The following is a 25,953-nucleotide window of genomic DNA, read 5'->3' on the forward strand; positions in this document are numbered from 1 at the left end:
GTGCGCGGCAGGCGTACGGCACTGCTGCGGACCCCGCGCGAGGCCAGGCCCAGGATCGACGCGACCGTACGACCGCGGCCGCCGATCGGCCCCTCGGCCATCATCGGGTCGGCCTCGGTGGAGGCGCGGCCGGGCACCAGGGGCGTACCCGAGACGACGACGAGGGGGCGGTCACTGCCGACGAGTTCCTCGCCGAGGGCCGCGAGTGCGGCACTCTCCTCCGCGACCGACCTCGCGACGGCGTCGGCGCTGCTGAAGTCGTGGTCGAACGCGAGGTGGATCACCCCGTCGGTCCGGGCGGCGCCGCTGCGAAGGACGTCCAGGTCGGCGAGTCCGCCACGGAGGGACTCGGCCCCGGCCGCCTCCACGGCCTGCGCGGACGCGTCGGAACGGGCGAGTGCGAGGACGCTGTGGCCGTTGCCGAGCAGTTCGGCGACGACAGCGGAACCGACCAGGCCGGTGCCGCCGGTGACGAAAACGCGCATGGAGAACTCCCCCAGGAGTGATGGGACTCTTGTCCCATCACTCTACCGCAGTGATGGGACAAGAGTCCCATCACTTAGGATGGTGGCCATGGGCAGATGGGAACCAGGCGCACGCGAACGCCTCGTCGTGGCTGCCGTCGACCTGTTCACCGAGCAGGGGTACGACGCCACGACGGTCGCGCAGATCGCCGAGCGGGCGGGAGTCACCAAGAGCACCTTCTTCCGGCACTTCCCCGACAAGCGCGAGCTGCTGGTGGCCGGACAGGAGACGCTGAGCCGGCTGCTGTCCGAGGGGATCGCCGGCGCGCCCGCCGACGCCGGCCCGCTCGAGGCGGTCGCCGCCGGCCTGGAGCGCGCGTCGAGCGCGATGGGCCCCATGAGCCGCGAGCTCGCGCCCCGCCTGAAGGCGGCCGTCGCCGCCAGCGCCGAACTCCAGGAGCGTGACGCCCTCAAGAGCGTCAGCCTCGCGGCCGCGATGACGAACGCTCTGATCGCCCGCGGCCTACCCGACCCGACCGCGGCCCTGGCGGGCGAGATGGGCCTCCTCGCCTTCAAACGGGGCTACGCCCGATGGTCCGAGGGCGACCGTGACGGCAAGGACGACCTCGCCGGGCACACCCTGGCGGCCCTGGAGGAACTGCGCGCGGCGAGCGCCTCGCTGGGCTGACCGGCACTCTGCGCTCCGGCATCGAGGCGGACGACGTGGCGGTGGTACTCCACGAGGGCTCTCCCGTGTGACCATGCGCACGACCGGGTTCAGACCGTTTCCGAGGTGGTCACGGGGGCTGCCGCGGCAGCGCCGTTGCCGGTGCTCAGTTGCGGTACGCGGCCGTCGCGATCTCGATGAACGACCGGATCAGCGGATTGGTGTCTCGTTCGTTGCACACCGCCACCACTCGGCTGGGCGCCATGTCGATCAGCGGCACCACGGTGAACTCCACGGGCAGGTCGTGCCCGAGCGGGGCCAGGCCGACCGTGCCGTTCCACAGCACGGCCTGCAGGCATTCCTGGACGGCACGCACCACTGGCCCCTCACGCGGCCTCCCCCCGTTCCAGTACGACTGCCAGACGGGGTCGGTGCCCTGCGGGAACTGGAACCAGCGGCGGTCGCGCAGCTCGGCCAGCCGCAGCCCATCGCGGCGGGCCAGTGGATCGTCGGCGCGCAGGACCACGCCGACCGGATCGCTCCGCAGCGCTCGCACGGTCAGGGCGGTCTCGTCGAACGGTGCCCGGGTGAGGGCGACGTCGACCAGTCCGGCGCGCAGTCCGCACGTCGGGTCGGTCAGATCGGTGTCGCGGATACGGATGTCGACTCCGGGGTGGCTCCGGCGGTAGGCGGCGGCCAGCCTGGCCACTCCCGGGTCGGTGCCGTCGCCCAGGATGCCGACGGTGATGGTCGCGACGCCGGCTGCCGCGCTCACGCGTACCCGGACGCGGTCGGCATGGTCGAGCAGGGCCCGCGCCTCGTCGAGCAGCACCGTGCCCACCGGAGTGAGCGTGACGCCGGTCGTCGAGCGGGCGAAGAGCAGAGCCCCGACCTCGGCTTCCAACTGCTTGATCGCCCGGCTCAGCGGCGGCTGACTCATATGCAGTCGGGTGGCGGCCCGGCCGAAGTGGAGTTCCTCGGCGACCGCCACGAAGTAGCGCAAGGTCCGTAGCTCCACACTGCAACGATACCCATGAGGTATCAGCTCCGCGGAAGGGGTCTTGGACACCGGCGACGTCCCGGCGGTGGACTCTTGACCATGACCGATGAAATGAAGACCAGCGAGCCGCAGGCCGACCCCGCCGTATCGGTGGTGGGTCCCCGCGACGGCGAGACGATCGTCCTGGGCACCACGCGGATGCGCGTGCTGGAGGACGGCAGCCACACCGAGCACCGCCTCGCGATCGCCGAGTCCGTCCTCGCCCCGCACACCCAGGGTCCGCCGCAGCACCGCCACGGCCGACACGACGAGGGCTTCTACATCCTCTCCGGCACCGTGCGGTTCACCGTCGGGGACGAGGACTACGACGCCACCGCGGGCACGCTCGTCATGGTCCCCCCCGGCACCCCGCACACCTTCGCCAACCTGACCGACCAACCCGCCGTCATGCTCAGCACCTTCACACCCGACCTGTACCTGCAGTACTTCCGGGACCTTCAGGAGGTGCTCGCCGACGGCCGGCCGCTGACGCCCCAGGCCAACCTCGACGCGATGAGCCGCTACGCGACACGGCCCGCCACCGACCTCGCCTGAAGCCGGCGGGACGGAACGGCCCGGCCGCACTCCTTACAACCGACAGGCCCCCGCCATCGGGGGCCCGTGAACGGGAACCATGAACATCGCCTATTGGATCGTCGCGGGACTGCTCGCGCTCTTCTACTCCTACGCAGGCACGCTGAAGGTGATCCGCAGCCGCGATCAACTCCGGCCGATGATGGCTTGGGTCGACCGCATGCCCCTTCCCGCCGTCAGGGCGCTGGGAGCGGTCGAAATACTCGGCGCGACCGGTCTGATCCTGCCACCGCTGACCGGTACCGCCCCGTGGCTGGCGTCGGCCGCGGCCATCGGCTTCGTGCTCCTGCAGACCGGTGCGATCGCCGTTCACCTGACCGGCGAAGACCGCCGGATCACACTCAACGTCGCACTCACCGCCACCGCGGCCGCGACCGTCTGGTTGGCCACCCAGCTGTGATCGCACGGCCGGCGCACCGGGCAAGGGGGGCTCTCACCGTACCCGGATCACCAGGGTCTCCCGGACGCCCAGGGCGCCTGCCAACCTGTTCGAGGCGGAGACGCGCACGGCGGCCGCCCGGGAAGCCGCCCCAGGCGCCCCCCGTCAGTCCGATTCAGCTGCACCCGGGCGCGCGACCGTGGCAGCACATGCTTCCACCACAGAAGAGACGAAGACCCATGGCGGACAACCATTCCACCACTCACGCAGACCTTTTCGAGCTGAGGGGGAAGTACGCACTTGTCACCGGCGGCACCAGAGGTATCGGGTTGATGATGGCCCGCGGCCTTCTTCAGGCGGGCGCCCACGTCGTCATCAGCTCACGCAATGCGGACACGTGCGCGGAGGCACAGCGTCTGCTGTCCGAATTCGGCGACGTTCGGGCAATCCCCGCCGACCTGTCCAGGCACGACGAGTGCCAGCGCCTCGCTGATCTCGTCAAGGGCGACTCGGAACGCCTGGACATCCTCGTCAACAACGCGGGAGCGATGTGGCGCGAGCCGCTGGAGACGTTCCCGGACGAGGCCTGGGACGCAGTGCTCGACCTCAACCTCAAGTCGCCGTTCTGGCTGGTGCAGGCGCTGCTGCCCGCACTTCGCAGGGCGGGCACCGCCGACGATCCCGCGCGGATCATCAACATCGGCAGTATCGCCGGGGGCGTGCACGTCGCCCAGGCGCCCAACTACTCGTACGCCAGCAGCAAGGCGGCACTCCATCAACTCACCAGAGTGCTTGCCCGAGAGCTGGGCCCACAGCACGTCACGGTGAACGCGGTAGCACCGGGAGTGTTCCCGTCGCAGATGACGGGGCCCACGCTCGATGCCGTCGGCGACACGATCGCGGCGGCGGCCCCTCTGCGCCGGCTCGGCCGCGACGACGACATGGCGGGTATCGCCGTGTTTCTCGCCGGCCGGGCCGGGTCCTACCTGACGGGCACCATCATCCCGGTGGACGGCGGCATCGCGACGACCGCGACGGGCACCCCCTAGGCGTCGGCGCGAGCCTTTGCCGGCGGCCGACGGACCGCGACGACGACGTCGTCACGAACCGCCCATCCGTCAGTGCCTAGATCTCGGTGGCCGTCGTCTGTCGGGTGGCCGCCCACGACGCCAGTAGCGCCAGACCGTCAGCGGTCGGTGTGCCCGCGGCGGCGGTGTAGACGTTCAGGTACAGGCCGGGTTCGGAGCCCAGTTCGAGGGGCTCGACGTCCAAGTCGAGCCGGCCCACGATCGGATGGCGCAGACGCTTGCGGCCGGACCGGTGCAGCCGCACGTCCTGGGATGCCCACCGCTGCCGGAACAGCTCACTGCACGTCGACAGTTCGCCGACCAGGGCGATCAGCTCCCCGTCGCGTGGATTGCGGCCGGCTTCCATGCGGAGCTTCGCGGCCATGGTGCCGGCGATTCGGTCGTAGTCGACGAAGAACTCCTGGGCCGCCTCGGGGTGCAGATAGACGAACCGCGCCGTGTTCGGGGGCCGCCGCGAGTCGACCGGCATCGGTGAATACAGCGCGCGAGCGAGTCGGTTCATGGCGAGCACGTCACAACGGCCGTTACCGATCAGGGCCGGCGCATCGGAGATCGCGTCGAGCACCTGCCGCAGCGTCGAGCGCACCGTCACGGCAGGACTCCGCCGGCGTGTGCCGCTGGGCGCGTCGGATCGGCGCGCGAGGTGGAACAGGTGCTCGCGCTCCGCCTCGTCGAGTTGCAGGGCGGAGGCCAACGCCTCGAGCACGCCGTCGGAAGTACCAGCGAGGCTGCCGCGTTCCATGCGCACGTAGTAGTCGACCGACACCCCTGCCAATAGCGCTACTTCTTCGCGGCGCAGACCCTTGACCCGACGGTTGCCGCCGTAGGCGGTCAGGCCTGACCGCTCGGGTGCGATGCGGGCGCGACGCGAGCTCAGAAACTCCCGGATCTCGGTGCGTAGATCCTTCATAGCCATTTCCGCACTGTAAGCCGGTCGTGCAGACGGAGGGAGGTACTGCTGGTACCCCGACGACCGGCGTTGCCCGAGCAGGCACTCACGCCGGCCGTGCCCGCTCCGCCCGCACGCTCCGCTCGGCAGCCGGAGGTGTCGGTACAGACGGGAAGACCCGCGGTCCTTCCGTGCCGCTTTCGCTCAGTGGCCCGCCACGAAGCGCGAACCCGCTCCTAGAGTCACCGGCGGTGCCATCCGGCACGGTCCTTCCAGCGGGTGCCCCTGCTGCGGGGACGGTGGCCTTCCGGGGTGCGCACCGGTTACCCGAGAACTCCCGGGAGAACGCGATGAGCATCCTTGACTCGCCCCCTGGCCGCGAACGGGACGTGTGCTCGGTGGCCGCACCGCTGCGGACGCCCGGCGGTGCCGGATACCGGGTGCAGCCCGTACCGGACGCCGCCGCGCGGATCGTCCCGACGGGTGGACGGGGCATCGCCTTGGACCGGCTCCGGTTGTGGCGCACGTACGGAGACCGGTTCCGCGAGGCGATGGCCGACGCGGTACGGGCGCCGACCCAGTCCCCGGGTCCTGCGGGCGGCATCCGTCACGACCGTGTCAACGTGCTCGCCGACCTGGCGGCCGTCCACCTGTATCTGGCCGAGGAGTGGGAGAAACTCGACGAGGCGTTGTCCGGGGGGACGGCCGGCGGGCACCTGTCCCTCGCCCGGTGCCTCGCCTCGGGGCTGCGCCGGCTGGCCTCCTACCGCGGTCCGGCGATCGTACGCACCAGCACGGTCGGACCGGTGACGGAGTGGTACCGCGAGAACCGGTACGTCACGGAGCAGGGCTTCTGGGCGGCCTCGTCATCGGCGGCCGCGCTGCGTGCGGGCGGACCCGGCTTCGTCGTGTGGTCGCTGACCGCACGACGTACCGCGGCGGTCGCCCCGCACGCCCCGGAGCAGCTGATCTTCCTGCCCGGCACGCGGTTCAAGGTGCTGCGGGTGATCGACGGGCGGCAGCCCCTCGTGCTGCTGCGCGAACTGTTCCCGCCGGAGCCGGCCGGGCACCGGCCCGGTGACGCCGGCGAGGACGCAGCCACGTGGCTGGACGAGAGCACGCTGGCCGACCTGGAGCGGATGACGGCCGGCTCGCGTACGGCGCACCGGTTCCTGCCGGTCGCCTCCGTGGCCGCCGGTCCGCGGGCGCGGCCCCCCGGACTGATCGTCACGTCACGGACCGGCAGGCACCCCGCTCCCTGAACCGCGGCTCATGCCCGGAGAAGAACAGACCGACGGAGAGACGGACATGGACGAACGAGCGGCAGTCCCGGGCGAGGAGACCGAACTCGATGCCCCCGAGGAGTCGGAGGAGGCGATCAGGACCCTGCTCTGGGAGGCCTGGACGGCAGGGGGGCCGACGGAAGGGACGGACAGGAAGCGGGGTTCCGTCGCGTCCTCCGCCCTGGGGCGTCGCGGACTCTCGTCCGAGTAGACCGGGCCCGACGGCGAGTGATCACTCGGGCCTGGCGGCGATCAGCGGCTCCAGGAGGCGGAGCTGGACTTCGTAGGGGACGTGGGCAGCGGTGAGGTCCCACACGACGTGGTCGACGCCGAGCTCGGCGGCGCGGTGCAGGTCTGCTGCTACCTGGCCCACGGATCCGGACAACGGCCCGCGCCCGGCGTCGTCGAGGGGGGCTTCGGTGACGGGGGCGTTCACCCGGACGACGACGGGGCCGGGCCGGCCACCGACGGGAGCCGCTTCCCGGAAGAGTACGAGCTGGTGTTCCAGGGTCTTCCAGTCATGGATCACGGGATGCAGACCGAGCCCCATGCGGCCGGCCCGCTCGACGAGGGCGTCCGACCGGGGCACGACTGAGACGAGGATCGGTATCCCGCCCCGTTGCAGCGGCTTCGGGCCGACCTCCACCGCGGGTGTGCGGTGACAGTGTCCTTGAGAACTCACCGGATCGGGGCCCCAGTCGGCCTGTAGTGCTTCGATGAACCCGGCGAGATCGTCGCCACGACTCCGCATCGGGACGCATGCGGCTTCGAAGTCGTCGGCGGACCACCCCTGTCCCAGGCCGGCGAGGAGCCGTCCGCCACTGAAATGGTCCAGCGTCGACAGCCGCCGCGCGAGGACCACGGGAATGTGGAACAGGACGTCGACCGCGCTGGTGCCGAGACGAATGGCGCGTGTGTGGGCCGCGATGTAGGTCAGCGTCTCGATCGGGTCGAAAATGTGGGCGTCAGACGACGTCGGGTACGTGCCTTTCCGCGGGAGACTGTGTGGCTCGAGGGGGCGGAGCAGGCGCTCGAGTGCCCACAGCGAGCCGTATCCCAGTGTTTCGGCGCGCTGGGCGAAGGCGACGAGCCTGGCCGGTGTGGCGTCGCGGCTGTAATGAGGCAGGCCCAACCCTAGCTGCACGAGTGCGGACATTCCTTTCCTGCGAGCATTCCGGCACGCCGGCGTGCGGGCCTACCAGGCGACGGGAAGACGCAACGGCAGTCTGTTGACGTTCTCCCTCTGCCACTCGATCTCATGCGGGGGCACAGCCAGTTTCAGGCCGGGAAACCTCGCGAGGAGAGCCTTCAGGGCGGTCTCGATCTCCAGCCGTGCCAGCGGCTCGGCGGGGCAACGATGCGTTCCCCATCCGAACGCCATGTGAGGGACCTTGGGGCGGTCCGGCTGTATGTCATCCGGATCCGGGAACTTCTCGGGGTCCCGGTTCGCCGCCATGTAGGAAACGTGCACGACGTCCCCGGACTTGATCGTCTTGTCGCCGACCGTGACGTCCTCGAGAGCGACACGTGGTGTACCGACGCCACGCCGGAACGGTATGTACCGGAGCAGCTCTTCGAACGTCGCGGAGAAGTCGGCCTGTGCCTGCCGCATCAACTCCTCGTCGGACAGTAGGGTGAAGACGATGTCGCCCAGTTCGTTCGTGACGTTGTCATGCCCCGTGAGGATCAGGGAGATGACCAGCGAAACGAGCTCGTCGTCGGTCAGCCGCTCCTCCTCGGAACCGACGGTGAGCGACGACACGAGATCCGTGCCGGGGTCCTGTCTCCGCCGGTCGACCAGGGAGACGACATAGGAGTGCAGCGCCTTCTGGGCTGTCCGCGCCGTCGTCTCGTGGGACGGGCCGATCTTCTTGAGAGCACCGACCTGTTCCGTCAACCAGGCTTCGTCGTCGTCCGGGATGGCCAGCACCTGACAGATGATCCTGGTCGGCAGCGGGCCGGCCACCGTCGACATGAAGTCGGCAGGTCGGCCGACGGCCTCCATCGCTTCCAGCAGGTCGTCGACGGTCCGCTGGATCTGCACGCGCATGCGGTCCAACGCCCTCGGCCCGAACGAGCCTGCCAGTGCCGATCGCATCGGCCGGTGCGCCGGAGGGTCCTGTACGAAGATCGACCCCGGGGGCGCGATCGGCCGGGGGGTGATGCGCTCGAAGTCGAGTCCCACCAGGGCCGCGCGACTGAAACGCCGGTCCGTGGTGACTCGCTTCACTTCCTCGTAGCGAGTGATGATCCAGGCGCCGCCCTCGCCGTAGTCCAGACTCACCTTGGAGTTCGGCTGGTCGTACAGGAGATGGCGCAGCTGTGGTTCCAGTGCGAGGCCGTCGACGTGGGGGAACGGGCACTTCGGGAATTGCTCGGAGGGTTCCATGTCCTGTCCGCTCGTTGAGGGTTTCAGGGGGCTCGTCGCGGATCGGCGGTGCCGGATCAGTGCTTCAGCCGGCCTGCGAGCTCAGCCGCGGAGAAGGGGTTCTCCCAGTGCTCGACCAGCTTCCCGTCGGCGAAGCGCCACAGTCCGCAGAAGGGCATGACCACGTCGGCGGGCACCTTGGCCCGGATCAGTCCCATGACCGTTCCGAAGTATTCGTTGGCAGTTATGTACTGCACATCCATGAACAGCGTCCCCCCGGTGGCCGCCAAGAGGGCGCGTTCGTGTTCGAGGGCTTTCGCCAGTCCGTGGATGTCGTCGTCCTGGGAGCGGCGCCCCGCGGGGTGCAGGACGATGTCGTCGGACGCCGTCTCGGCGAGCCGGTCGAAGTCTTCGTAGATGTAGCGGAGAATCCGGCAGTTCTCCTCGTGCCCCAGCGCCTCGATACCACTGCCGACCGCCGTGCTGTTCGTGGTCATGCTACGGACTCCTCTGTGCCTGACGGTTCCGGGCGCCAGTTGGTGATCTTCTCGGCTGTCGCCTCGATCGAGTCCCATTCGGACTCGGACAGGCGTACGTCCTGCGCCGCGACGTTCTGCCGCAGGTGTGCGACGGAGGTGGTGCCGGGGATGAGCAGGATGTTCGGTGACCGGCGGAGCAGCCAGGCGAGGCACAACTGCGCGCTCGTGACGCCGAGCTGGGCCGCCACCTGTGCCAACTCGCTCGTGGGACCGACGAGATCGCCGTGCCCCAAGGGGAACCACGGGATGAAGGCGATCCCGCGCTCTCGCGTGATGTCGACCATGGCGTCGCTCTCGCGGTCCGCGATGTTGTACAGGCTCTCGACGGCGTGGATGTCGGTGATCGCGCACGCGGCGTCGAGCTGCTCGAGCGTGATGCCCGGCTGGCCGGACAACCCGATGTACCGGATCTTTCCCTGTTCGCGCAGGGTGGCCAGCTCCCCCAGCTGGTCGGCCAGGGGGACCACGGGGTCGATGCGGTGCAACTGGTAGAGGTCGATGCAGTCGAGCCCGAGGTTCCGCAGGCTCAGCTCGACCTGCTGCCGCAGGTAGGCGGGACGGCCGAGGCCGACGATGTAGGGCTTGGTGCCGGGGCCGTGTCCCCAGTCGTTCGGGCCCGACCGCAGCATTCCCCCCTTGGTGCAGATGGTCAGGTCGTCCGGGTAGGGGTGCAGGGCTTCGCGGATGATCTGTTCGTTGAAGGCGGGGCCGTACGAGTCCGCGGTGTCGATGAAGGTGACACCCAGCTCGTGCACGGCAGTCCGGAGCAGGGCCTTGGCCGCCTCCGGGTCCTCCGGAGGTCCCCACATGCCCGGCCCGGTGAGGTGCATGGCGCCATAACCCATGCGATGGACGACACGGTCGCCGATGGACCAGGTCATCGAGGGTGAAGTGGCTGCTGTTCCCGTGGTCATGGAATTCACCTGGCAATCGGTGCGGGACGGAAGGATGCGGTCTGTCCGGGGCCGTGGTGCGCCTGTGCCGTCGCCCCGCCGGTTCCTCCCCGCTCCGCCGGAGCCGTCCAGGTGCCCAGCGCGATCTCCGCGGTGATGCCGGGACCGAAGCCCGCGACCATGCCACGGCCGCCGTCCGGGATGCTCCCGTCGTCGAAGAAGCGCTGGAGCACGGCGAGTACGACGGCGGACGCGATGTTTCCGTAGTCCGACAGCACGCCCCTGCTGTGCCGGAAGGCGTCGGCCGGCACGCCGAGCAGATCCGACAGGTCGTCCAGGATGCGGGGCCCGCCGGCGTGGACGACGTAGAAGTCGAGAGAGGAGACGTCCCAGTCCTGCTCCTTGGCGAACCGGCTCAGGGCCGGGGCGATCATGGACATCGTCCCGGGCACCCGTCGGTCGAGCTGGAAGTGGAAGCCCGTGTCCTTGACCCGGTAGGAGATCCAGTCCTCGGTGTCGGGCACCAGGTAGGCGGAGTTCCGGCTCAGGGTCATTCCGGTGCCGCCCTCGCCGCGCACGACGGCAGCGGCGATCGCGTCACCGAACAGGCCGTTGGACAGGAGCGTCCCCACGTCGGAGTCCGTCGGCTGGTAGCACAGTGAACAGAACTCACTCGTCACGACGAGCACGTTGGCGTCGGGGTAGGCCAGGCAGAAATCGTGGGCCCGGTTCACGGCGGCGCCGCCGGCCGCACAGCCGAGCTGCGCCATCGGGATCTGGCGGACGTCACTGCGGAAACCGAGCTCGTTGATCATCCACGTCGTCATGGGCGGCATCGTGAAGCCCGTGCAGGAGACGTACACGATGGCATCGATGTCATTCCTGCCGAGGCCCGCGGAGCGCAGGGCCTCGTCCACGACTCCCGGCAGATTGCGCCGGGTCTCCCGCTGGTAGATCTCCGTGCGCGCCTCCACCCCGGGGTGCCGGAGTGTGGCATCGATCGGCTGGACGATATGCCGCTTTTGCACTCCGGTGTTCTCGATCATCCTGAGAACCGTGCGGAGTTTCTCGTGACTGCCGTGCAGTGTGCGGCACAGGTTCAGCGTTTCTTCCAGGCTGATCGTGTTCTCGGGTAACCAGAGCGCCGGCCTGCACAGGGTAGGAGCCATGAAGCTGCACCATTCGCTTTTTGGAACCGTGGGAAAGCGTTTCGGGCGAGAACAATAGTGATCCGGACGGGCACAACTGGACGCTGGGTTTTCCCAAGAGTGCCAGGAACCGGGTAAATAGCGGCTATATCGGCGGCCTTCTGTGCCCCGGTGTACAGGAAGAAGAAGTAGGGAAAGGCAAAGATAAAACCTCAGCGCCCGCTCATGCTAGGGTCCGCATCGTCCGGACTGTGCGACTGGCCTGAGCTGTACGGTCTCCCTGCCTTCACGGGCAGAAGCGAGAGCCGAGAAGCTGGGCCCAAGCCACATTTCCGTGGGGCCACTCAGCTGCTGAACGACAGTGGACAGCCAGGTTCGGCAATATGCAGTCGACGTCCAGCGCACGGTTCGGGCGCTGATGCACACTCCCGGGGAAAAGTCGTCATGAACAACCTTGAGCCTTCGGTCCCGACGTCCATAGGCGGTTATCCGATACTCGGCCGGCTCGGCGCGGGCGGCATGGGGCAGGTGTTCTTGTCCCGTACGGCTTCGGGTCGGCTGCTCGCGCTGAAGACGATCCGCGACGATCTCAGTTCCGATCCGGGATTCGAGGAGCGGTTCGCCCGCGAGATACGTAACAGCGACCGCGTCCGTTCCCCGTGGACCGTGACCGTCGTGGACTACAGTGCCCCGGGTCAGCGCCCGCAGTGGCTGGCCACCGAGTACGTGCCCGCGCCGTCGCTCGCCGACTGGGTCTCGGCCCATGGACCGCTGCCGCGGCCCGCGTTGCTCTCGCTCGCCGCCGAACTGTGCGGCGCCGTGCGGGCCGTGCACCAGGCCGGCCTCGCACACCGGGACATCAAGCCCGGGAACGTCCTGCTGGCACGCGACCGTCCACGGTTGATCGACTTCGGTGTCGCACGGGCCGCCGACGACAGCAGGCACACCCGGGTCGGTGTCTCCGTCGGCTCCCCCGGATTCCTCGCACCGGACCAGGCTGTCGGCGGCGTCGCCGCAGCACCCGCGGACATGTTCTCGCTGGCCGCCCTGCTGGTGTACGCCGCGACCGGGCGCAGCCCCTTCGCGCGTGCGGGGGAGGAGATCTCCGCGGCCTCGCTGCTGTACCGAGTGGTCCACGAGGAACCCGACCTCGCGGGCGTCGACCCTTCGCTGGTGCCGCTGCTGAGCGCGTGCCTGGCGAAGGACCCCGCCGAGCGCCCGACCGCGGACCGGCTGAGCGGATGGCTGGCGGAGACCGGCGGCCGGATCGGGTCCTGGCCCCAGGAATGCCCCACGGCTCTCGCCGGAAGTGTGAGCGACGCCGAGCACGCCGCACGCACCGTGGTCGACCTGGCCCACGACTCCGAGACGCTTCCCGCCGGTCAGGAACCGCTGCCAGGGGCAGCCGCCCCGGCCGAGCCCGGCAGGCGCCGTCGGGCCGCCTGGCTGCTGACCACGGCCGTCGCCGCGGCCGCGGTCGTGGCGGCCGTGGTGGCCGCCGTCCCCTTCGGTTCGCACCGTTCCGCGGCCGAGCCGCCCCCGTCCAAGCACGGGGGATCGTCCCGCTCCGCCGCCTCGGCGACCGCCAGTAGCACCGCGACCGCCAGTAGCCCCGCGACCGCCAGTAGCCCCGCGACCGCCGGCAGCACGGAGTCTGCCCCGGCCCCGGAGCCGCAGCCGGCGGGCGGGGCGCTCAAGACCGTACAGGCCACGTTCGAACTGGCGGCAGGAGAGTCGGTGGGGGCCGGGGCCAGGACTCTGGTCATGCAGAAGGACGGCAACCTGGTGATCTACGACCAGGACGGCAAGGCGCGCTGGGCTTCGCTGACCCGGGGCGACGGCAACTCCGCCCGCTTCCAGTCGGACGGCAACCTGGTCGTCTACAACAGCCAGGGGCAAGCGATCTGGGCATCGCTGACCGATGGCCACCAGGGGGCGGTCCTTGTGTTCCAGACCGACGGAAACGTTGTGATCAAGTCCGGTGACACGGTGTTCTGGGCGGCGGGGACGCAGGACTGACGCCGCAGCCCTCCACACCTGACGATTCGTCAACTACCTTGCTGGTCATGGACCTCAGGCAGCGCACGGTCGCCGAGCTGATCGCGGCGCGGTGGGGCGACCACCGGCCGGGGCTGTGGTGCGAGGAGCAGGTGCTGACCCACCACGCGGTCGCGGCCGGGGCGGCGGCCCGCGCGGCCCTCCTGGCCGACCTGCTGCCGCCGCGCGCCGAACCGCACATCGGCGTGCTGCTCGACAACACCCCGGAGTTCCCGCTGTGGCTCGGCGCGGCCGCCCTGGCCGGCGCGGCGGTCGCCGGGATCAACCCCACCCGCCGGGGCCCCGAGCTGGCCCGCGACATCCTGCACACCGAGTGCCCGGTCCTGGTCACCGAGCGCGCCCACCTGCCGCTCCTCGGCGGACTCGACCTTCCCGGGGTGCGCCTCCTGGTCACCGGCACCCCGGAGTACGACGCCCTGCTCGCCCCCTACGCCGGCGCCGTACCCGACCCGTCCCGCGCCACCCCGGCCCACCGGCTGCTCCTCTACTTCACCTCCGGCTCCACCGGCGCCCCCAAGGCGGCGATCTGCTCCCAGGGCCGGCTGGCCGCCGCGGGGGAGTCCCTCGCCGGACAGTTCGCGGTGCGCCCGGACGACGTGCACTACATCTGCATGCCGATGTTCCACGGCAACGCGGTGATCGCCGACTGGGCGCCCGCGCTGGCCGCGGGGGCCGGGGTGGCGCTCAGACGGCGGTTCTCGGCGTCGGGCTTCCTGGCGGACGTGCGCCGGTACCGGGCGACGTACTTCACCTATGTCGGCCGGGCGGTGCAGTACCTCCTGGCCACCGAGCCACGCCCCGACGACCGGGACAACCCGCTGCGCCTCGGCTTCGGCACGGAGGCCGGGGCGGTGGACGCGGCGGCCTTCCAGCGGCGGTTCGGGGTGCGGCTGGTGGAGGGGTACGGCTCCTCGGAGGGCGGGGCCGCGATCCAGTGGTCGCCGGGCACACCGTCCGGCGCGGTGGGGCGGGCGGCACCGGGCCTGGTCGTCCTCGACCCGGACACCCGCGAGGAGTGCCCGACGGCCGTCTTCGACGACGCCGGGCGGCTGCTGAACGGGGACACGGCCATAGGGGAGCTGGTCAACCGGGCCCCGAACCCCTTCGAGGGCTACTGGCGCAACCCCGAGGCGGAGGCCGAGCGGCGCGGATGGGGGTCCCCCCGGAGCGAAGCCGAGAGTGGGGGAGGCTGCTACTGGACCGGCGACCTCTTCTACCGGGACGCCGACGGCTACCTCTACTTCGCCGGGCGGGCCGACGACCGGCTCCGCGTGGACAGCGAGAACCTGGCGGCCGCGGTGATCGAGAACATCCTCGCCCGGTACGAGGGCGCGCGCGCCGTCGCCGTGTACGCGGTGCCGGACCCGGTGGCCGGGGACCAGGTGATGGCGACCCTGGCGGGGCACTTCGACCCCCTGGCCTTCGCCGGGTTCCTGCTCGCCCAGCCCGACCTGGGCACCAAGATGGCGCCCCGGTTCGTGCGGGTGGTGGAGCGGATGCCGGTGACCGCCACCAACAAGATCCGGCGGGCGGGCCTCAGACGGGAGGGCTTCCGGTGCGGCGATCCGGTGTGGTGGCGGCCGCCCGGCGAGGGCGCGTACCGCAGGCTGACGGAGGACGACATCGCCGGGCTGGTCCAGCGGTACCGGGAGCAGGGGCGGGAGGAGCTGCTGAACAGGTGAGCGGGAGACCCCGGCCGCGTGGAGCGTGGGGGGTGTGGGTGGCGGAGCCCCCACAACGCGCGGCGAGGCCGCGCAGACACGACGATGGCGACCTGTGTCCGCGCTTTCCGCGGACACAGGTCGCCATCGTCATCGTGCGCCGCCAGGGACTCGAACCCCGGACCCGCTGATTAAGAGTCAGCTGCTCTAACCAACTGAGCTAGCGGCGCATGACTCCCGCCTTCCGCTTTCCGCGGTCGGCGACGAAGAAAATACTACCCGGTCCCGAGGGGTGCTCGTGACCAGGTGGGCCGTGCTAGATCGCCAGCGACAGCAGTACCGGCGCCGCGTTCCGGTTGAGGGCGTCCGCGGCCTGGCGCAGCCGGTGGGCGTGCTCGACCGGGAGCGACAACGCGAGGCAGCCCACCGAGGCGCCCGCCGTGATCGGGACCGCCGCGCAGACCGTGCCGACCGCGTACTCCTGGAGGTCCAGGACGGGCACCGTCGGCGGCTGGGACTCCAGACGGGAGAGCAGCAGCTTGTCGCTGGTGATGGTGCGCGAGGTCAGGCGGGCCATCTTGTGGCGGGAGAGGTGGTCGCGCCGGGCGTTGTGGTCGAGCTGGGTGAGCAGGCTCTTGCCGACCGCGGTGGCGTGGGCGGAGTAGCGGAAGTCGACCCACTCGTTGACCGCGGGCGTGGCCGGGCTGTCCGCGTACTGGGTGACCTTGACCTCTCCGTCCAGGTACCGGCTGATGTAGACGGCCGCGCCGACCGAGTCGCGCAGCCGGTCGAGGGTGTGCTGCAGTTTCTCGCGCAGCGCACCCTCGCGGTCGTGGGCCGAGCAGAGGCGGGTGAGGGCCGCCCCGGTGACGTACGCCCCGTCGGCGACCTGCTCCACGTATCCCTCGCGGCGCAGCATGCGCAGCAGGGCGGTCAGGCGTTCGGGTCCCAGACGGGTGTGGCGGGCCAGTTCGGTGTCGGTCACCCCGGTGGTGTGGCGTGCCACGGTCTCCAGGACGCGCAGGGCGTCCTGGGCGGAGTGGTACGGGGCGGTCGGCTCGTGCTTCAGCGCCACGGTGTTCCCCCTGCGCTCGCTCTGTGGGCCGCGATCCGGACGGCGGATCCCTATCACGATAACCGGCAAGAGGTGCAGGGGGAGCGGTTGTTGCCGAGAAAGTGGCCCGCGTGTGGCCTCCCAACTGCGGCGCAGGCTCATTGGCATATGCCGCAGTCATGCTACGACGTCGGGACCTCGGGGGATGGTGCGTTCACTTGGTGTAGTCAGAGGACCGCGCTGAGAAATTCCCGGGTCCGGTCCCGTTCCGGGGCGTTGAACATCTGCTCCGGCGGCCCGGACTCGATGATCCGCCCGCCGTCGAACATCAGTACCTGGTCGGAGATGTCCCGGGCGAAGCCCATCTCGTGGGTCACACAGAGCATCGTGATGTCGGTGGACCTCGCGATGTCCCTGAGCACGTCGAGCACACCCGCGACCAGCTCCGGGTCGAGCGCGGAGGTCACCTCGTCCAGGAGCAGCACCTTGGGCCGCATCGCCAGCGCCCGGGCGATCGCGACCCGCTGCTGCTGACCGCCGGACAGCTGCGTCGGCCGGGCGTCGCGCTTGTCGGCCAGGCCCACCAGCTCCAGCAGCTCCTCGGCCCGCGCCTCCGCCTCGTCCTTGGACATGCCGAGCACGGTCACCGGGGCCTCGGTGATGTTGCGCAGCACGGTCATGTTCGGGAACAGGTTGAACTGCTGGAACACCATCCCGATCTTCTTGCGGATCTCCCGCACCTGCTTCTCGGACGCCGGGAAGAGCTGCTCCCCGTCGACGGTGATCGTGCCCGCGTCCGGCTTGGTCAGCGTCATCAGCAGCCGCAGGATCGTGGTCTTGCCGGATCCGGAGGGGCCGATCAGGGTGACGTGCTTGCCGGCGTCGACGGAGAAGTCCAGCTGGTCGAGCACGGTGTTCGTCCCGAACCGCTTGGTGATCCCGTCGAGCCGGATCAGCTCGCCCCCGTCCGCGGGCGGGTTGGCACGGGTGCCGGACTCCGGTTCTTTCATCAGGGGGGTGTCAGCGGACAAGGCGTCGCTCCAGGGTTCGCAGGAGAAGGGAGGCCAGATAGGAGATGAGGATGAAGGCCACGCCGATCACCGTGAGGGGCTCGGTGAACTGGAAGTGCTGCTGGGAGTAGAGCCGCGCCTGGCCGAGCATCTCCAGCACGGTGATCACCATCAGCATCGGCGTGTCCTTGAGCATCGAGATCACGTAGTTGCCGAGGGCGGGGACGACGCGGCGGATCGCCTGCGGCAGGATCACCGCCGTCCAGGTGTGCCGCCGGGGCAGGTTCAGTGCCGTCGCGGCCTCCCACTGGCCGACGGGCACCGCCTCGATGCCGGCCCGGTAGACCTGCATCGTGTAGGTCGAGTAGTGCAGGCCGATCGCGAAGACGCCGGTGGCCATCGCCGAGAACGTCAGTCCCCACTCGGGCAGCACGTAGAAGAGGAAGAACAGCTGCACCAGCAGCGGGGTGTTGCGGACGAACTCGGTGACGACCCCCACCGGCCAGCGCACCCAGCGGGTCGGCGTCCGCATGAGCAGCGTCCACACCAGACCCAGCGCGAAGGAGAGCAGCGAGCCGAGGACCAGCGCCTGGAGGGTGACCACCAGGCCGTCCCCGAAGCGCGGCATGAATCCGCTGACGGCACCAAAGTCCCACTTCATGCGGCACCTCCGCTCGCGGCTCCCACGCCGGCCGTCTGCGCGCGCTTGCGCTCACGCGCCGTCGTCTCCGTGTCCGGGCCCTTGCCGATCCCGGCCCTCAGCCGCTTCTCCAGGACCCGCATCAACCGGGTCAGCACGAAGGCGATCGCGAAGTAGATCAGCAGGACGTACGTGTAGATCTCCGCGCTCTGCTGGAGGGCCAGCCGCACCAGGTTGGCGCTGAAGGTCAGGTCGCCCATGCCCATGACGGACACCAGCGCGGTGCCCTTGAGCAGCTCGATCAGCAGGTTGCAGAACGACGGGATGGTCTCCGGCACCGCCTGCGGCAGCAGGATCAGCCGCAGCCGCTGCCAGGGCGTGAAGCTGAGCGCGATGCCGCCCTCCAGCTGGGCCGGGTCGACCGCGTTCAGCGCACCGCGCACGATCTCCGAGCCGTAGGCCCCGTAGGTGAGCCCGAGCGCCAGCGTGCCGGCCCACATGGGCACCAGCTGCCAGCCGAAGGCGATCGGCAGCACGAAGAACACCCAGAAGATCATCACCAGGGCCGAGGTGCCGCGGAACACCTCGGTGTAGAAGCCGGCGACGAACCGGACGATCCACAGCCGGTGGGTGCGCGCCAGGCCCACGGCGAAGGAGACGGCCGCGGCCAGCAGCGCGCTGAACACCAGGAGCTGGACCGTGGTCCAGACTCCCTCGAGTACGAGTTTCCAGAGCCCCGGGGTCATCCGCCGCACAGCTCCTTCGCGGTGAGATCGGTCATCTCGGCCTTGGTGAAGCCGAACGGCCGCAGGATGCGGAACAGCTCCCCGCTCTTCTTCAGCTTGCGCAGTTCGACGTTGAAGGCGTCCCGGAGCCTGGTCTCGGTCGGCCGGAACGCGAACGCGCCGCCGTCCACGTGCGGTTTGCCGTCGACGAGCGGCGCGAAGGGTTTGGTGGCCTCCGCCTTGGCCGATTTCTTCACCACCTCGCGGGTGGTGAGGGCGGTGCCGGCGAACACGTCGACGCGTCCGGCCTCCACCGCGTTCAGTCCGGCGACCTGGTCCGGGACGATCAGGATGTCGCTCTCCTTGTACCCCGCGTCCACGGCGTACTGGATCTCGGCGTATCCGGTTCCGGTGGCGAACTTCGCCTTCTTCGCCACGCAGTCCTTGTAGCTGTGCAGGCCCTTGGGGTTGCCCTTGCGCACGATGAAGGAGTCGAGCATCTGGTAGTCGGGGTCCGCGAAGATCACCTGCTTGCAGCGCTCGGGATTGACGTACATCCCGGCGGCCACGACGTCGAACTGCTGGGAGTTCAGGCCGGGGATGAGCGAGCCGAACTCCGTGGGCACGGGCTGCACCCGGTCCACCCCGAGCCGCTTGAAGATCACCCGCGCCAACTCCGGTGCCTCACCGGTCAGCCGCCCGTTCTTGTCGATGTACCCGAAGGGGATCTCGCCCGCGATGCCGAGGCGTACGACGCCCTGGCCACGGAGCCGGTCGAGCAGTTCGCCGCCGTTCGTGCCGGCCGCCGTCGCCACGCGTGTGCAGCCCGCCGCGCCCAGTGCGCCGGCCGCCGCGAGGCCCGCGAGCACCGAACGGCGGGTGTGTCTGCGTTCGTATCCGCTTGTGTGATCGTCATACCCGAGTGGTGGAGCCATGGCGGCGCGGCTACCCAGACGCAAGCCACTTATGCGCCACGGTTTTCACGCCCCTACGGCGGTACGACGCCCCGGCGGGGTACCCGTAACGCTTGCCGGAAGAACCGCAGGAGGGCAGGACATGACCGCACTCGGAATCCTCTACCCGGGGCACTTCGCCGAGGACGACTACCCGCGCATCGAGCAGCTCCTCGGCAGTGACGTCCGGGTGGACCTGGTCCACACCGAGACCGGGGAGGACAGCCACCGGCTGGACGCGCTGCGGGAGATGGGCTCGCCCGAGCGGCTCGCGAAAGGGGTGGAAGGGCTGCGTCTGTCGGGTGCGGAGGCGGTGGTGTGGGCGTCCACCAGCGGCAGCTTCGTCTCCGGCTGGAAGGGCGCCCACGAGCAGGTGCGCTCCCTCGCCCGGGTGGCGGGCATGCCGGCCTCCTCCACCTCCTTCGCCTTCGTGCACGCGGTGCGGGAGCTGGGGGCGCGCCGGGTGGCCGTCGCGGCGCCGTATCCGGAGGAGGTGGCGGGACTGTTCTCGGACTTTCTGCGGGCCGGCGGCGTGGAGGTGGCCGGGGTGCGGGCCGCCGGGGCCGTGACGGCGCAGGAGGTGGCGGGGTGGGGCGAGGCGGAGACGCTGGCGCTGGCCCGGGCGGCGGACGTCCCCGGAGCGGATGCGGTGGTGCTGCCGGACACCGCGCTGCACACCGCGGCTCACGTCCCGCTGCTCGAGGAGGCGCTCGGCAAGCCGGTGCTCACGGCCAACCAGGTGACGGTGTGGGAGGGGCTGCGGCTGGCCGACCGGCGGGTCAACGCGCCGGAGCTGGGGGCGCTGTTCACCCGGGAGCCGATCGTGCAGGCGTGACATCAGGTTGCCGGCCCCGGGGCTCCGCCCCAGACCCCGCCAGGGGCTGCGCCCCTGGACCCCGGGGTTTCCCACCCACCCGCCCATGACGGCCGACTGGAAGGTCCCCGCCCTGGGGCTCCGCCCCAGACCCCGGCGGGGCTGCGCCCAGACCCCGGCGGGGCTGCGCCCCAGCGCCCCGGCTCGTTCTCGTACCCCCTCCGGGAATAAGCGGAGACTCCCTCCTGTTAAAGCTCTCGCAGGCCACCGCCGAGTAAACAGGAGGCACCCACCGTGTCGGCAGACGAGATCCGGGGAACCGTGCGGGGGACCGCCCCCGTTCCCCTCTCCGTGCTGGATCTGGTGACCGTCGGTGCGGGGAGCACCGCCACCGACGCGCTGCGGACCAGCGTCGAGCTGTCGCGGCTCGCGGAGTCGCGGGGGTTCCACCGGTACTGGGTGGCCGAGCACCACTCGATGCCGGGGGTGGCCTCCTCCTCGCCGGCGGTGATCCTGGCCCACCTCGCCGCGCACACCGAGCGGATCCGGCTCGGGTCGGGCGGCGTGATGCTGCCCAACCACGCGCCCCTGGTCATCGCCGAGCAGTTCGGGACGCTGGAGGCCATGGCGCCGGGGCGGATCGACCTGGGGCTCGGGCGGGCGCCGGGCACCGACGGCGCGACCGCGGCCGCGCTGCGGCGGACGGACACGCCGAACGAGGGCGCGGACGACTTCCCGCAGCAGCTCGCCGAGCTCACCCGGTTCCTCGACGACGACTTCCCCGACGGGCATCCGTACCGGAGGATCCACGCGGTCCCCGGCCCGGTGCAGGCGACCTCGCCGGGCGGTGTCCAGTCACCGCACCGGCCGCCCGTCTGGCTCCTCGGGTCGTCCGGGTTCAGCGCCCGGCTCGCCGGTCTGCTCGGGCTGCCGTTCGCCTTCGCGCACCACTTCTCCGCGCACAACACCATCCCGGCCCTGGATCTGTACCGGGAGACCTTCCGGCCGTCCGCGGTGCTCGACGAGCCGTACGCCCTCATCGGGGTCTCCGCCCTCGCCGCGGACGACGAGAAGGAGGCACGCCGGCAGGTGCGCGCCACCGCGCTGAACATGGTGCGCCTGCGCACCGGGCGGCCCGGGCTCTTCCCCGGTCCGGAGGAGGCCGAGGCGCACGAGTTCAGTCCGATGGAGGAGGAGTTCGTCGCCTCCTGGGCCGGCAACATCGTGCACGGAACGGCCGACGAGGTGCGCACCGGGCTCGACGAACTGCACAAGCGCACCGGAGCCGACGAGTTGATGCTCACCTCGCACGCGCACCGAGGTGAGCTCCGGCTGCGGTCCTACGAACTCATCGCGGACGCCTACGGGTTGCCCACCGCGTAGGCCTGGGTGCCGCCCAGCAGCTCGGAGATACGATCCGGCGGCACCGGCCGGGAGTACAGCCACCCCTGGCCGGTGTCGCAGCCGATGCGCCGCAGCCGGGACGCCTGCGCGGAGGTCTCCACGCACTCGGCGGTGACCGTGAGGCCCAGGCGGTGGGCCAGCTGGACCATCGCCTCGACGATGACCTCGTCGGCCGGGTTCGGCGGGGTGGCGGTCGCGTCGCCCGACTCCTCGTACTGGAAGCCGCGCACGAAGGAGCCGTCCAGCTTGAGTCCCGACACCGGCAGACGGCTGAGATAGGCCAGGTTCGAGTAGCCGGTGCCGAAGTCGTCGATGGCGATGCCCACGCCCATGTCGCTGAGCGCCTTGAGGGCCTGCAGGGGGCGCCCCGCCGAGCCCATCACCGCCGACTCGGTGAGCTCCAGCTGCAGCAGGTGCGGGGGGAGGCCCGTCTCCGCGAGGACCTCCGCCACGTCCGCCACCAGGTCGGAGTCCCAGACCTGGCGGACGGCCACGTTGACGCTCACGAAGATCGGCGGCTCGTCGGGATGGTCCAGCTGCCAGCGGCGGGCCTGGCGGCAGGCGGTCGCCAGGGCCCAGCGGCCGAGCGGAACGATCGAGCCGTCCTCCTCGGCCAGTCCGATGAACCGATTCGGCGTCAGCATCCCGAACTGCGGGTGGTTCCAGCGGACCAGGGCCTCGACGCCGCGCAGCCGCCCGTCCTCCATCGCCACCAGCGGCTGGTACTCCAGCACGAACTCGCCCCGGTCGATGGCGTGGCGGAGCGTGGACGACAGGGCCTGGCGGGTCATGCGGTGCGCGTTGCGCTCCGGGTCGAACAGGGTCCAGCGGGCCTTGCCGTCGGCCTTCGCCCAGTACAGGGTCGTGTCGGCGGCCTGCATCAGGCCGGTCGCGGTGGTGCCGGCCGCGTGGCGTTCGACGACGCCGATCGACGCGGACAACGACAGCCGGCGGCCCGCGAGATCGAAGGGTTCCTGGATGGCCTCCAACGCCGACTCGGCGAGTTCGGCGAGCTGTTCCGTCCCCGTGGAGTCCTCCACGAGGAGCGCGAACTCGTCACCGCCGAGCCGTGCCACCAGGGGCGTGCCGGAGCGGGTGTGCCCGGCCTCGTCGGCCACCCGGGTCAGCCGCTCGGCGACGGCGGCCAGCAGACGGTCGCCGACGCGGTGGCCGAGGGTGTCGTTGACCGCCTTGAAGCCGTCCAGATCCAGATAGCACAGCCCGATCCGCCCGGTGCCGCTCTGCTCGTACGACTCCGCCTCCAGCGCCGCGGACAGACGCTCGAAGAACAGGGTGCGGTTGGGCAGCCGGGTCACCGGGTCGTGCATCTGCAAGTGCCTGAGCCGGGCCTGGAGCTCGCGGCGGGCGCTGATGTCGGCGACCGAGAGCAGGACGCCCCGCTCGGCGTCCGCGAGGGGGGCGACGGTGACCTGCACCCACAGCGAATGGCCGTCGGGGTGCTTGAGCGGGCGGGTGCAGCGCAGTCTGGTCTGCCGGCCGTGCAGCACCTCGCGGTAGGCGTGCCGGATACGGGTGTCGGAGTCCAGGTCCACCAGGTCGGCGGCGACCCGCCCGGGCAGCGCGGCCGGATCGGTGCCGAGCAGGGCGCAGAAGGCCGGGTTGGCGTCGGCGACCAGGCCGTCGCCGTCGACGACCGCCATCGCGAGCGGAGCGGTCGCGAAGACGGAGCGGTAGGCGTGCGGCGGGGGGTCGGGAGGGCGGCTGACGGCCCCGGTGTGGGTCCCCGCACGGGGAGACGCCGAATTGTCACCCTCTGTGACGGCTGACCGGTCGAGGTCTGCCGCGGGCGTCGGCCCTTCGGACGTTCCGCTCACCGCTCGCTCCCGCAGTGCACTCGATCGCTGTCCGCGCAGGAAAGTGTGCCGATCATAGAGGCTGGCCCGGGGGCCTTCCAGTCGCTGTCCAGTCTCCCGGAGCGACCGGCAGCTCCGACAGATCGTTTCTGCCCGTCCCTGTGCGGGTTCTCGGGCCCTCTGACCGGTTGTGACGTTCCGTGAGTGATTCGGGGTGTCGGCCATTCGTGGCACTTCCTCGACCCTCACCCTTCTGGTGCAGGCAAACAGGGCGTAGCACCACAAACATGCACAAGCTGGGTGCGGTGTCCCGTGAACCGCACCCGGAGGTCCCCGTGCCGCGTCAGCTGCCCCTCAAGCGGCTTTCCCGCGAGGCGCTTGCGAGGCTCGGCCGGGCCGGCGCCCGGCCCCGGCTTCGCAGCACCGCCGCCGTGTGCACCACCATGTCGGCGCTCGCCGCGACCTCGATCCTCAGCGTCCCCTCGGTCGCCGAGCCGTTCACCACGGCGCCGTGCGCCCTGAAGAGGACCGACGCGCACCACTCGGAGGGTGTGGACACCTGGAACACCGCCTACACCCGCCCCTCCCACCCGCTCGAAGCGGTCCTGGTGTTCCTGTCCTTCCCGGACTCCACCCCCCGCACCACACCCGCCGAGCTGACCGCCGACCACTTCCCGGCCACCAGCCGGTTCTTCGAACGCGCCTCCTACGGCCGGTTCACCCTTCATCCGCATCCGCTCCGGCGCTGGCTGCGCATGCCGCGGCCGTCGACGTCGTACGCCATAAAGCGGGACTGGGATCCGGAACGCAGGGCCGCCTACCTGCGGGACGCGTTCGCCGTGGCCGATCCCGCGGTGGACTTCTCGCGCTACGACGTCGTGTACTTCGTCGCCGACCCGGACGCGCCCGGCGTGGACTCGGACGCGACGAAGGTGGTCAACCTGAACACGCCGCTGCACGTCGACGGCACGGACGTCCGGCGGGTGGTCACGGTCTTCGAGCAGCATCCGCCGGACCGCCTGGTGCTGGCGCACGAGACCGGGCACGTCTTCGACCTGCCGGACCTGTACCACCGACCGGTGGACGGCAAGGGGGACTGGGACACGTACGTCGGGGACTGGGACCTGATGGGCAGCCAGTTCGGACTCGCCCCCGATCTCTTCGCCTGGCACAAGTGGAGGCTGGGCTGGCTGGGGCCGCGCCAGGTGGTGTGCGTGCGGGGCCGCGGGTCCACCCGGCTGACCCTGGAACCCCTGGCCGCGGGCCCGGGCACCACCGTCACGGATGCCTCGGGTGCGCCCGCCTTCGGGCTCGGCGACGGCGTGAAACTTGCCCTCGTGCGCACCGGCCCCGAGTCCGTACTGGCCTTCGAGGCGCGTGAGCCGGCCGGGAGCGACGCCGCGGCCTGCCGGCCGGGCGTGCTGGTGTACCGGGTGCGCGGCGGGGCGCAGTCCGGCGACGGGCCGATCCAGGTGGTCGACGCCCACCCGCGCACCGAGGCCTGCTGGGAGAACTCCGTGTACCCGCCCCTGGCCGACGCGCCGGTCGCCCTCGGCGAGAGCTTCACGGTGCCGGGCGACCGCGTGCGGGTGGAGGTGGAGGACCGCACCCCGTCCGGCGCGTGGACGGTGAAGATCACACCGGGGCCGGGGGGAGCGGGCTGACCGCGTAAGGGGCGGTTGTGGACCGGCCTCACGGGGGGTGGGCGACGGAGCCCCCCACAACGCGCGGCGAAGCCGTGCAAACACGACGATGGCGAGGCGTGACCGCGTTTTTTTGCGGTCGTGCCTCGCCATCGTCATCGTGCGCCGCCAGGGACTCGAACCCCGGACCCGCTGATTAAGAGTCAGCTGCTCTAACCAACTGAGCTAGCGGCGCCTGCTGACGTCGTAGACCTTAGCATCCTGCTCGGCGGGAGGAAAAATCGATATCCGCACCGCCGCACGGGCCGCCCGGACGGCCGCCCACACCACCACCTCCGGGCCCGGCAGCCAGGGATGCCGGGTGTCGGGGGCCACCAGCCACCGCGCACCACCCGGAGCGGGACAGTCACCCTCGGTGAGTGCCGGAACGGTCACGGCGTCCCCCTTGCCGTGGCAGAGCAGGGGCGGAACGGCCCAGCCCCACTCCTCCCAGGCCAGCAGGGAGGGCAGTCGCTGCGCCGTACCGGGCGTGGCGAACAACAGCATCCGGCCCCGATACACCGCCACCGGCCCGGAGCCCGGCCCCTCGCCCCAGAGCCGGTCCAGCATCCGCCGTCCGAAGATCGCCGGTGCGCTCACCACGTCGAAGGTGTGCCCGCAGGGCAGCACCGCGTGTGCCGAGCCGCTTCGCGGATATGCCCCCGTGCCGGACAGCCATTCGGCGCCGTCGGGGGTGACCCTGGTGACACCGGTGACCCCGGCGTTCCCGGCCAAGCCGTTCCGTGTGCTGCTCATACCGACTACCTCTACCGTCGGTGAGCGACCC

At 70.7% G+C, this 25,953-nt stretch carries 26 protein-coding genes and 2 tRNA genes; 11 read left to right on the forward strand and 17 right to left on the reverse strand.

Annotated features, from left to right (window positions below; genetic code table 11):
- Positions 1 to 485: NAD-dependent epimerase/dehydratase family protein (locus ACWC21_RS19955; RefSeq protein WP_450883550.1), on the reverse strand; the 485-nt coding region annotated here is incomplete at its 3' end.
- Between the two features lie 88 nt (positions 486 to 573).
- On the opposite strand from ACWC21_RS19955, the gene ACWC21_RS19960 reads away from it, so the two are divergent.
- A complete protein-coding gene (locus ACWC21_RS19960) occupies positions 574 to 1,152 on the forward strand; it encodes a TetR/AcrR family transcriptional regulator (RefSeq protein WP_450883552.1) in 579 nt (192 codons plus the stop codon).
- Positions 1,153 to 1,297: 145 nt separating this feature from the next.
- On the opposite strand, the gene ACWC21_RS19965 is transcribed toward ACWC21_RS19960, so the two are convergent.
- Positions 1,298 to 2,149: a LysR substrate-binding domain-containing protein gene (locus ACWC21_RS19965; protein ID WP_450883554.1), complete on the reverse strand. Its 852-nt coding sequence runs from the start codon at positions 2,147 to 2,149 to the stop codon at positions 1,298 to 1,300.
- An 81-nt stretch (positions 2,150 to 2,230) separates the two neighbouring features.
- Here ACWC21_RS19965 and ACWC21_RS19970 point away from each other — a divergent pair, with 81 nt between their 5' ends.
- The 3 genes from ACWC21_RS19970 to ACWC21_RS19980 all read left to right on the forward strand — a co-directional run bounded on the left by ACWC21_RS19970 (position 2,231) and on the right by ACWC21_RS19980 (position 4,192).
- Entirely contained in the window at positions 2,231 to 2,725 is a 495-nt protein-coding gene (locus ACWC21_RS19970) for a cupin domain-containing protein (RefSeq protein ID WP_450883556.1), read from the forward strand.
- 79 nt (positions 2,726 to 2,804) lie between these two features.
- On the forward strand, positions 2,805 to 3,164 hold the full coding sequence (locus ACWC21_RS19975) for a DoxX family protein (protein ID WP_450883558.1): 360 nt from the start codon (positions 2,805 to 2,807) through the stop codon (positions 3,162 to 3,164).
- A gap of 218 nt (positions 3,165 to 3,382) precedes the next feature.
- On the forward strand, positions 3,383 to 4,192 hold the full coding sequence (locus ACWC21_RS19980; RefSeq protein ID WP_450883560.1) for an SDR family oxidoreductase: 810 nt from the start codon (positions 3,383 to 3,385) through the stop codon (positions 4,190 to 4,192).
- A gap of 76 nt (positions 4,193 to 4,268) precedes the next feature.
- Here ACWC21_RS19980 and ACWC21_RS19985 read toward each other — a convergent pair whose 3' ends face one another.
- Entirely contained in the window at positions 4,269 to 5,147 is an 879-nt protein-coding gene (locus ACWC21_RS19985) for a helix-turn-helix transcriptional regulator (protein ID WP_450883562.1), read from the reverse strand.
- Between the two features lie 323 nt (positions 5,148 to 5,470).
- Here ACWC21_RS19985 and ACWC21_RS19990 point away from each other — a divergent pair, with 323 nt between their 5' ends.
- Both ACWC21_RS19990 and ACWC21_RS19995 read left to right on the forward strand, forming a co-directional pair.
- Positions 5,471 to 6,382, forward strand: a complete 912-nt coding sequence (locus ACWC21_RS19990; RefSeq protein WP_450883564.1) for a hypothetical protein — start codon at positions 5,471 to 5,473, stop codon at positions 6,380 to 6,382.
- Positions 6,383 to 6,428: 46 nt separating this feature from the next.
- Positions 6,429 to 6,614 carry a hypothetical protein gene (locus ACWC21_RS19995; protein ID WP_450883566.1) on the forward strand — a complete coding sequence of 62 codons (186 nt, stop codon included), beginning with the start codon at positions 6,429 to 6,431 and terminating at the stop codon, positions 6,612 to 6,614.
- Between the two features lie 21 nt (positions 6,615 to 6,635).
- Here the strand turns inward: ACWC21_RS19995 and ACWC21_RS20000 are convergent, their stop codons facing one another.
- From ACWC21_RS20000 to ACWC21_RS20020, 5 genes are read right to left on the reverse strand one after another with little or no spacing between them, the layout of a single operon-like run.
- Positions 6,636 to 7,547: an LLM class flavin-dependent oxidoreductase gene (locus ACWC21_RS20000; protein WP_450883568.1), complete on the reverse strand. Its 912-nt coding sequence runs from the start codon at positions 7,545 to 7,547 to the stop codon at positions 6,636 to 6,638.
- Positions 7,548 to 7,598: 51 nt separating this feature from the next.
- Positions 7,599 to 8,792 carry a cytochrome P450 gene (locus tag ACWC21_RS20005; RefSeq protein ID WP_450883570.1) on the reverse strand — a complete coding sequence of 398 codons (1,194 nt, stop codon included), beginning with the start codon at positions 8,790 to 8,792 and terminating at the stop codon, positions 7,599 to 7,601.
- Positions 8,793 to 8,848: 56 nt separating this feature from the next.
- Positions 8,849 to 9,268, reverse strand: a complete 420-nt coding sequence (locus ACWC21_RS20010; protein ID WP_450883572.1) for a nuclear transport factor 2 family protein — start codon at positions 9,266 to 9,268, stop codon at positions 8,849 to 8,851.
- Entirely contained in the window at positions 9,265 to 10,224 is a 960-nt protein-coding gene (locus ACWC21_RS20015) for an aldo/keto reductase (RefSeq protein WP_450883574.1), read from the reverse strand. The genes ACWC21_RS20010 and ACWC21_RS20015 overlap by 4 nt, the downstream gene beginning before the upstream one ends.
- A gap of 5 nt (positions 10,225 to 10,229) precedes the next feature.
- Positions 10,230 to 11,372, reverse strand: a complete 1,143-nt coding sequence (locus tag ACWC21_RS20020) for a type III polyketide synthase (RefSeq protein ID WP_450883576.1) — start codon at positions 11,370 to 11,372, stop codon at positions 10,230 to 10,232.
- A gap of 423 nt (positions 11,373 to 11,795) precedes the next feature.
- Between ACWC21_RS20020 and ACWC21_RS20025 the strand changes: the two genes are divergently transcribed.
- Together ACWC21_RS20025 and ACWC21_RS20030 are read left to right on the forward strand one after the other, a co-directional pair.
- Entirely contained in the window at positions 11,796 to 13,370 is a 1,575-nt protein-coding gene (locus tag ACWC21_RS20025) for a protein kinase domain-containing protein (protein ID WP_450883578.1), read from the forward strand.
- 47 nt (positions 13,371 to 13,417) lie between these two features.
- Positions 13,418 to 15,091, forward strand: coding sequence for an AMP-binding protein (locus ACWC21_RS20030; RefSeq protein ID WP_450883580.1), 1,674 nt, complete (start codon positions 13,418 to 13,420; stop codon positions 15,089 to 15,091).
- A gap of 135 nt (positions 15,092 to 15,226) precedes the next feature.
- On the opposite strand, the gene ACWC21_RS20035 is transcribed toward ACWC21_RS20030, so the two are convergent.
- From ACWC21_RS20035 to ehuB, 6 genes are all read right to left on the reverse strand, one after another.
- A tRNA-Lys gene (locus ACWC21_RS20035) sits at positions 15,227 to 15,300 on the reverse strand.
- A gap of 86 nt (positions 15,301 to 15,386) precedes the next feature.
- Complete coding sequence (locus tag ACWC21_RS20040; protein WP_450883582.1) at positions 15,387 to 16,145, reverse strand: IclR family transcriptional regulator; 759 nt, start codon at positions 16,143 to 16,145, stop codon at positions 15,387 to 15,389.
- A 206-nt stretch (positions 16,146 to 16,351) separates the two neighbouring features.
- Positions 16,352 to 17,134: an ectoine/hydroxyectoine ABC transporter ATP-binding protein EhuA gene (gene ehuA / locus ACWC21_RS20045; RefSeq protein WP_450883584.1), complete on the reverse strand. Its 783-nt coding sequence runs from the start codon at positions 17,132 to 17,134 to the stop codon at positions 16,352 to 16,354.
- A 10-nt stretch (positions 17,135 to 17,144) separates the two neighbouring features.
- Positions 17,145 to 17,795 carry an ectoine/hydroxyectoine ABC transporter permease subunit EhuD gene (gene ehuD, locus ACWC21_RS20050; RefSeq protein ID WP_450883586.1) on the reverse strand — a complete coding sequence of 217 codons (651 nt, stop codon included), beginning with the start codon at positions 17,793 to 17,795 and terminating at the stop codon, positions 17,145 to 17,147.
- Positions 17,792 to 18,520 (reverse strand): ectoine/hydroxyectoine ABC transporter permease subunit EhuC, encoded by a 729-nt coding sequence (gene ehuC / locus ACWC21_RS20055; RefSeq protein ID WP_450883588.1) that lies wholly within the window; start codon positions 18,518 to 18,520, stop codon positions 17,792 to 17,794. The genes ehuD and ehuC overlap by 4 nt, the downstream gene beginning before the upstream one ends.
- A complete protein-coding gene (ehuB, locus tag ACWC21_RS20060; RefSeq protein WP_450883590.1) occupies positions 18,517 to 19,434 on the reverse strand; it encodes an ectoine/hydroxyectoine ABC transporter substrate-binding protein EhuB in 918 nt (305 codons plus the stop codon). Before ehuB ends, ehuC begins: the two co-directional genes overlap by 4 nt.
- Positions 19,435 to 19,555: 121 nt before the next feature.
- Here ehuB and ACWC21_RS20065 point away from each other — a divergent pair, with 121 nt between their 5' ends.
- Together ACWC21_RS20065 and ACWC21_RS20070 are read left to right on the forward strand one after the other, a co-directional pair.
- Positions 19,556 to 20,287 (forward strand): maleate cis-trans isomerase family protein, encoded by a 732-nt coding sequence (locus ACWC21_RS20065; RefSeq protein WP_450883592.1) that lies wholly within the window; start codon positions 19,556 to 19,558, stop codon positions 20,285 to 20,287.
- 273 nt (positions 20,288 to 20,560) lie between these two features.
- Complete coding sequence (locus ACWC21_RS20070) at positions 20,561 to 21,649, forward strand: LLM class flavin-dependent oxidoreductase (RefSeq protein ID WP_450883594.1); 1,089 nt, start codon at positions 20,561 to 20,563, stop codon at positions 21,647 to 21,649.
- On the opposite strand, the gene ACWC21_RS20075 is transcribed toward ACWC21_RS20070, so the two are convergent.
- Positions 21,628 to 23,505: a putative bifunctional diguanylate cyclase/phosphodiesterase gene (locus ACWC21_RS20075; protein ID WP_450883596.1), complete on the reverse strand. Its 1,878-nt coding sequence runs from the start codon at positions 23,503 to 23,505 to the stop codon at positions 21,628 to 21,630. The two genes, ACWC21_RS20070 and ACWC21_RS20075, sit on opposite strands and share 22 nt — an antisense overlap.
- 266 nt (positions 23,506 to 23,771) lie before the next feature.
- On the opposite strand from ACWC21_RS20075, the gene ACWC21_RS20080 reads away from it, so the two are divergent.
- A complete protein-coding gene (locus ACWC21_RS20080; RefSeq protein ID WP_450883598.1) occupies positions 23,772 to 25,148 on the forward strand; it encodes a M6 family metalloprotease domain-containing protein in 1,377 nt (458 codons plus the stop codon).
- Positions 25,149 to 25,288: 140 nt separating this feature from the next.
- Here ACWC21_RS20080 and ACWC21_RS20085 read toward each other — a convergent pair.
- Positions 25,289 to 25,362, reverse strand: a tRNA-Lys gene (locus tag ACWC21_RS20085).
- On the reverse strand, positions 25,353 to 25,922 hold the full coding sequence (locus ACWC21_RS20090; RefSeq protein ID WP_450883599.1) for a hypothetical protein: 570 nt from the start codon (positions 25,920 to 25,922) through the stop codon (positions 25,353 to 25,355). Before ACWC21_RS20090 ends, ACWC21_RS20085 begins: the two co-directional genes overlap by 10 nt.
- Between the last annotated feature and the right edge of the window lie 31 nt (positions 25,923 to 25,953).

This window comes from Streptomyces sp. NPDC001348, from assembly GCF_053597535.1.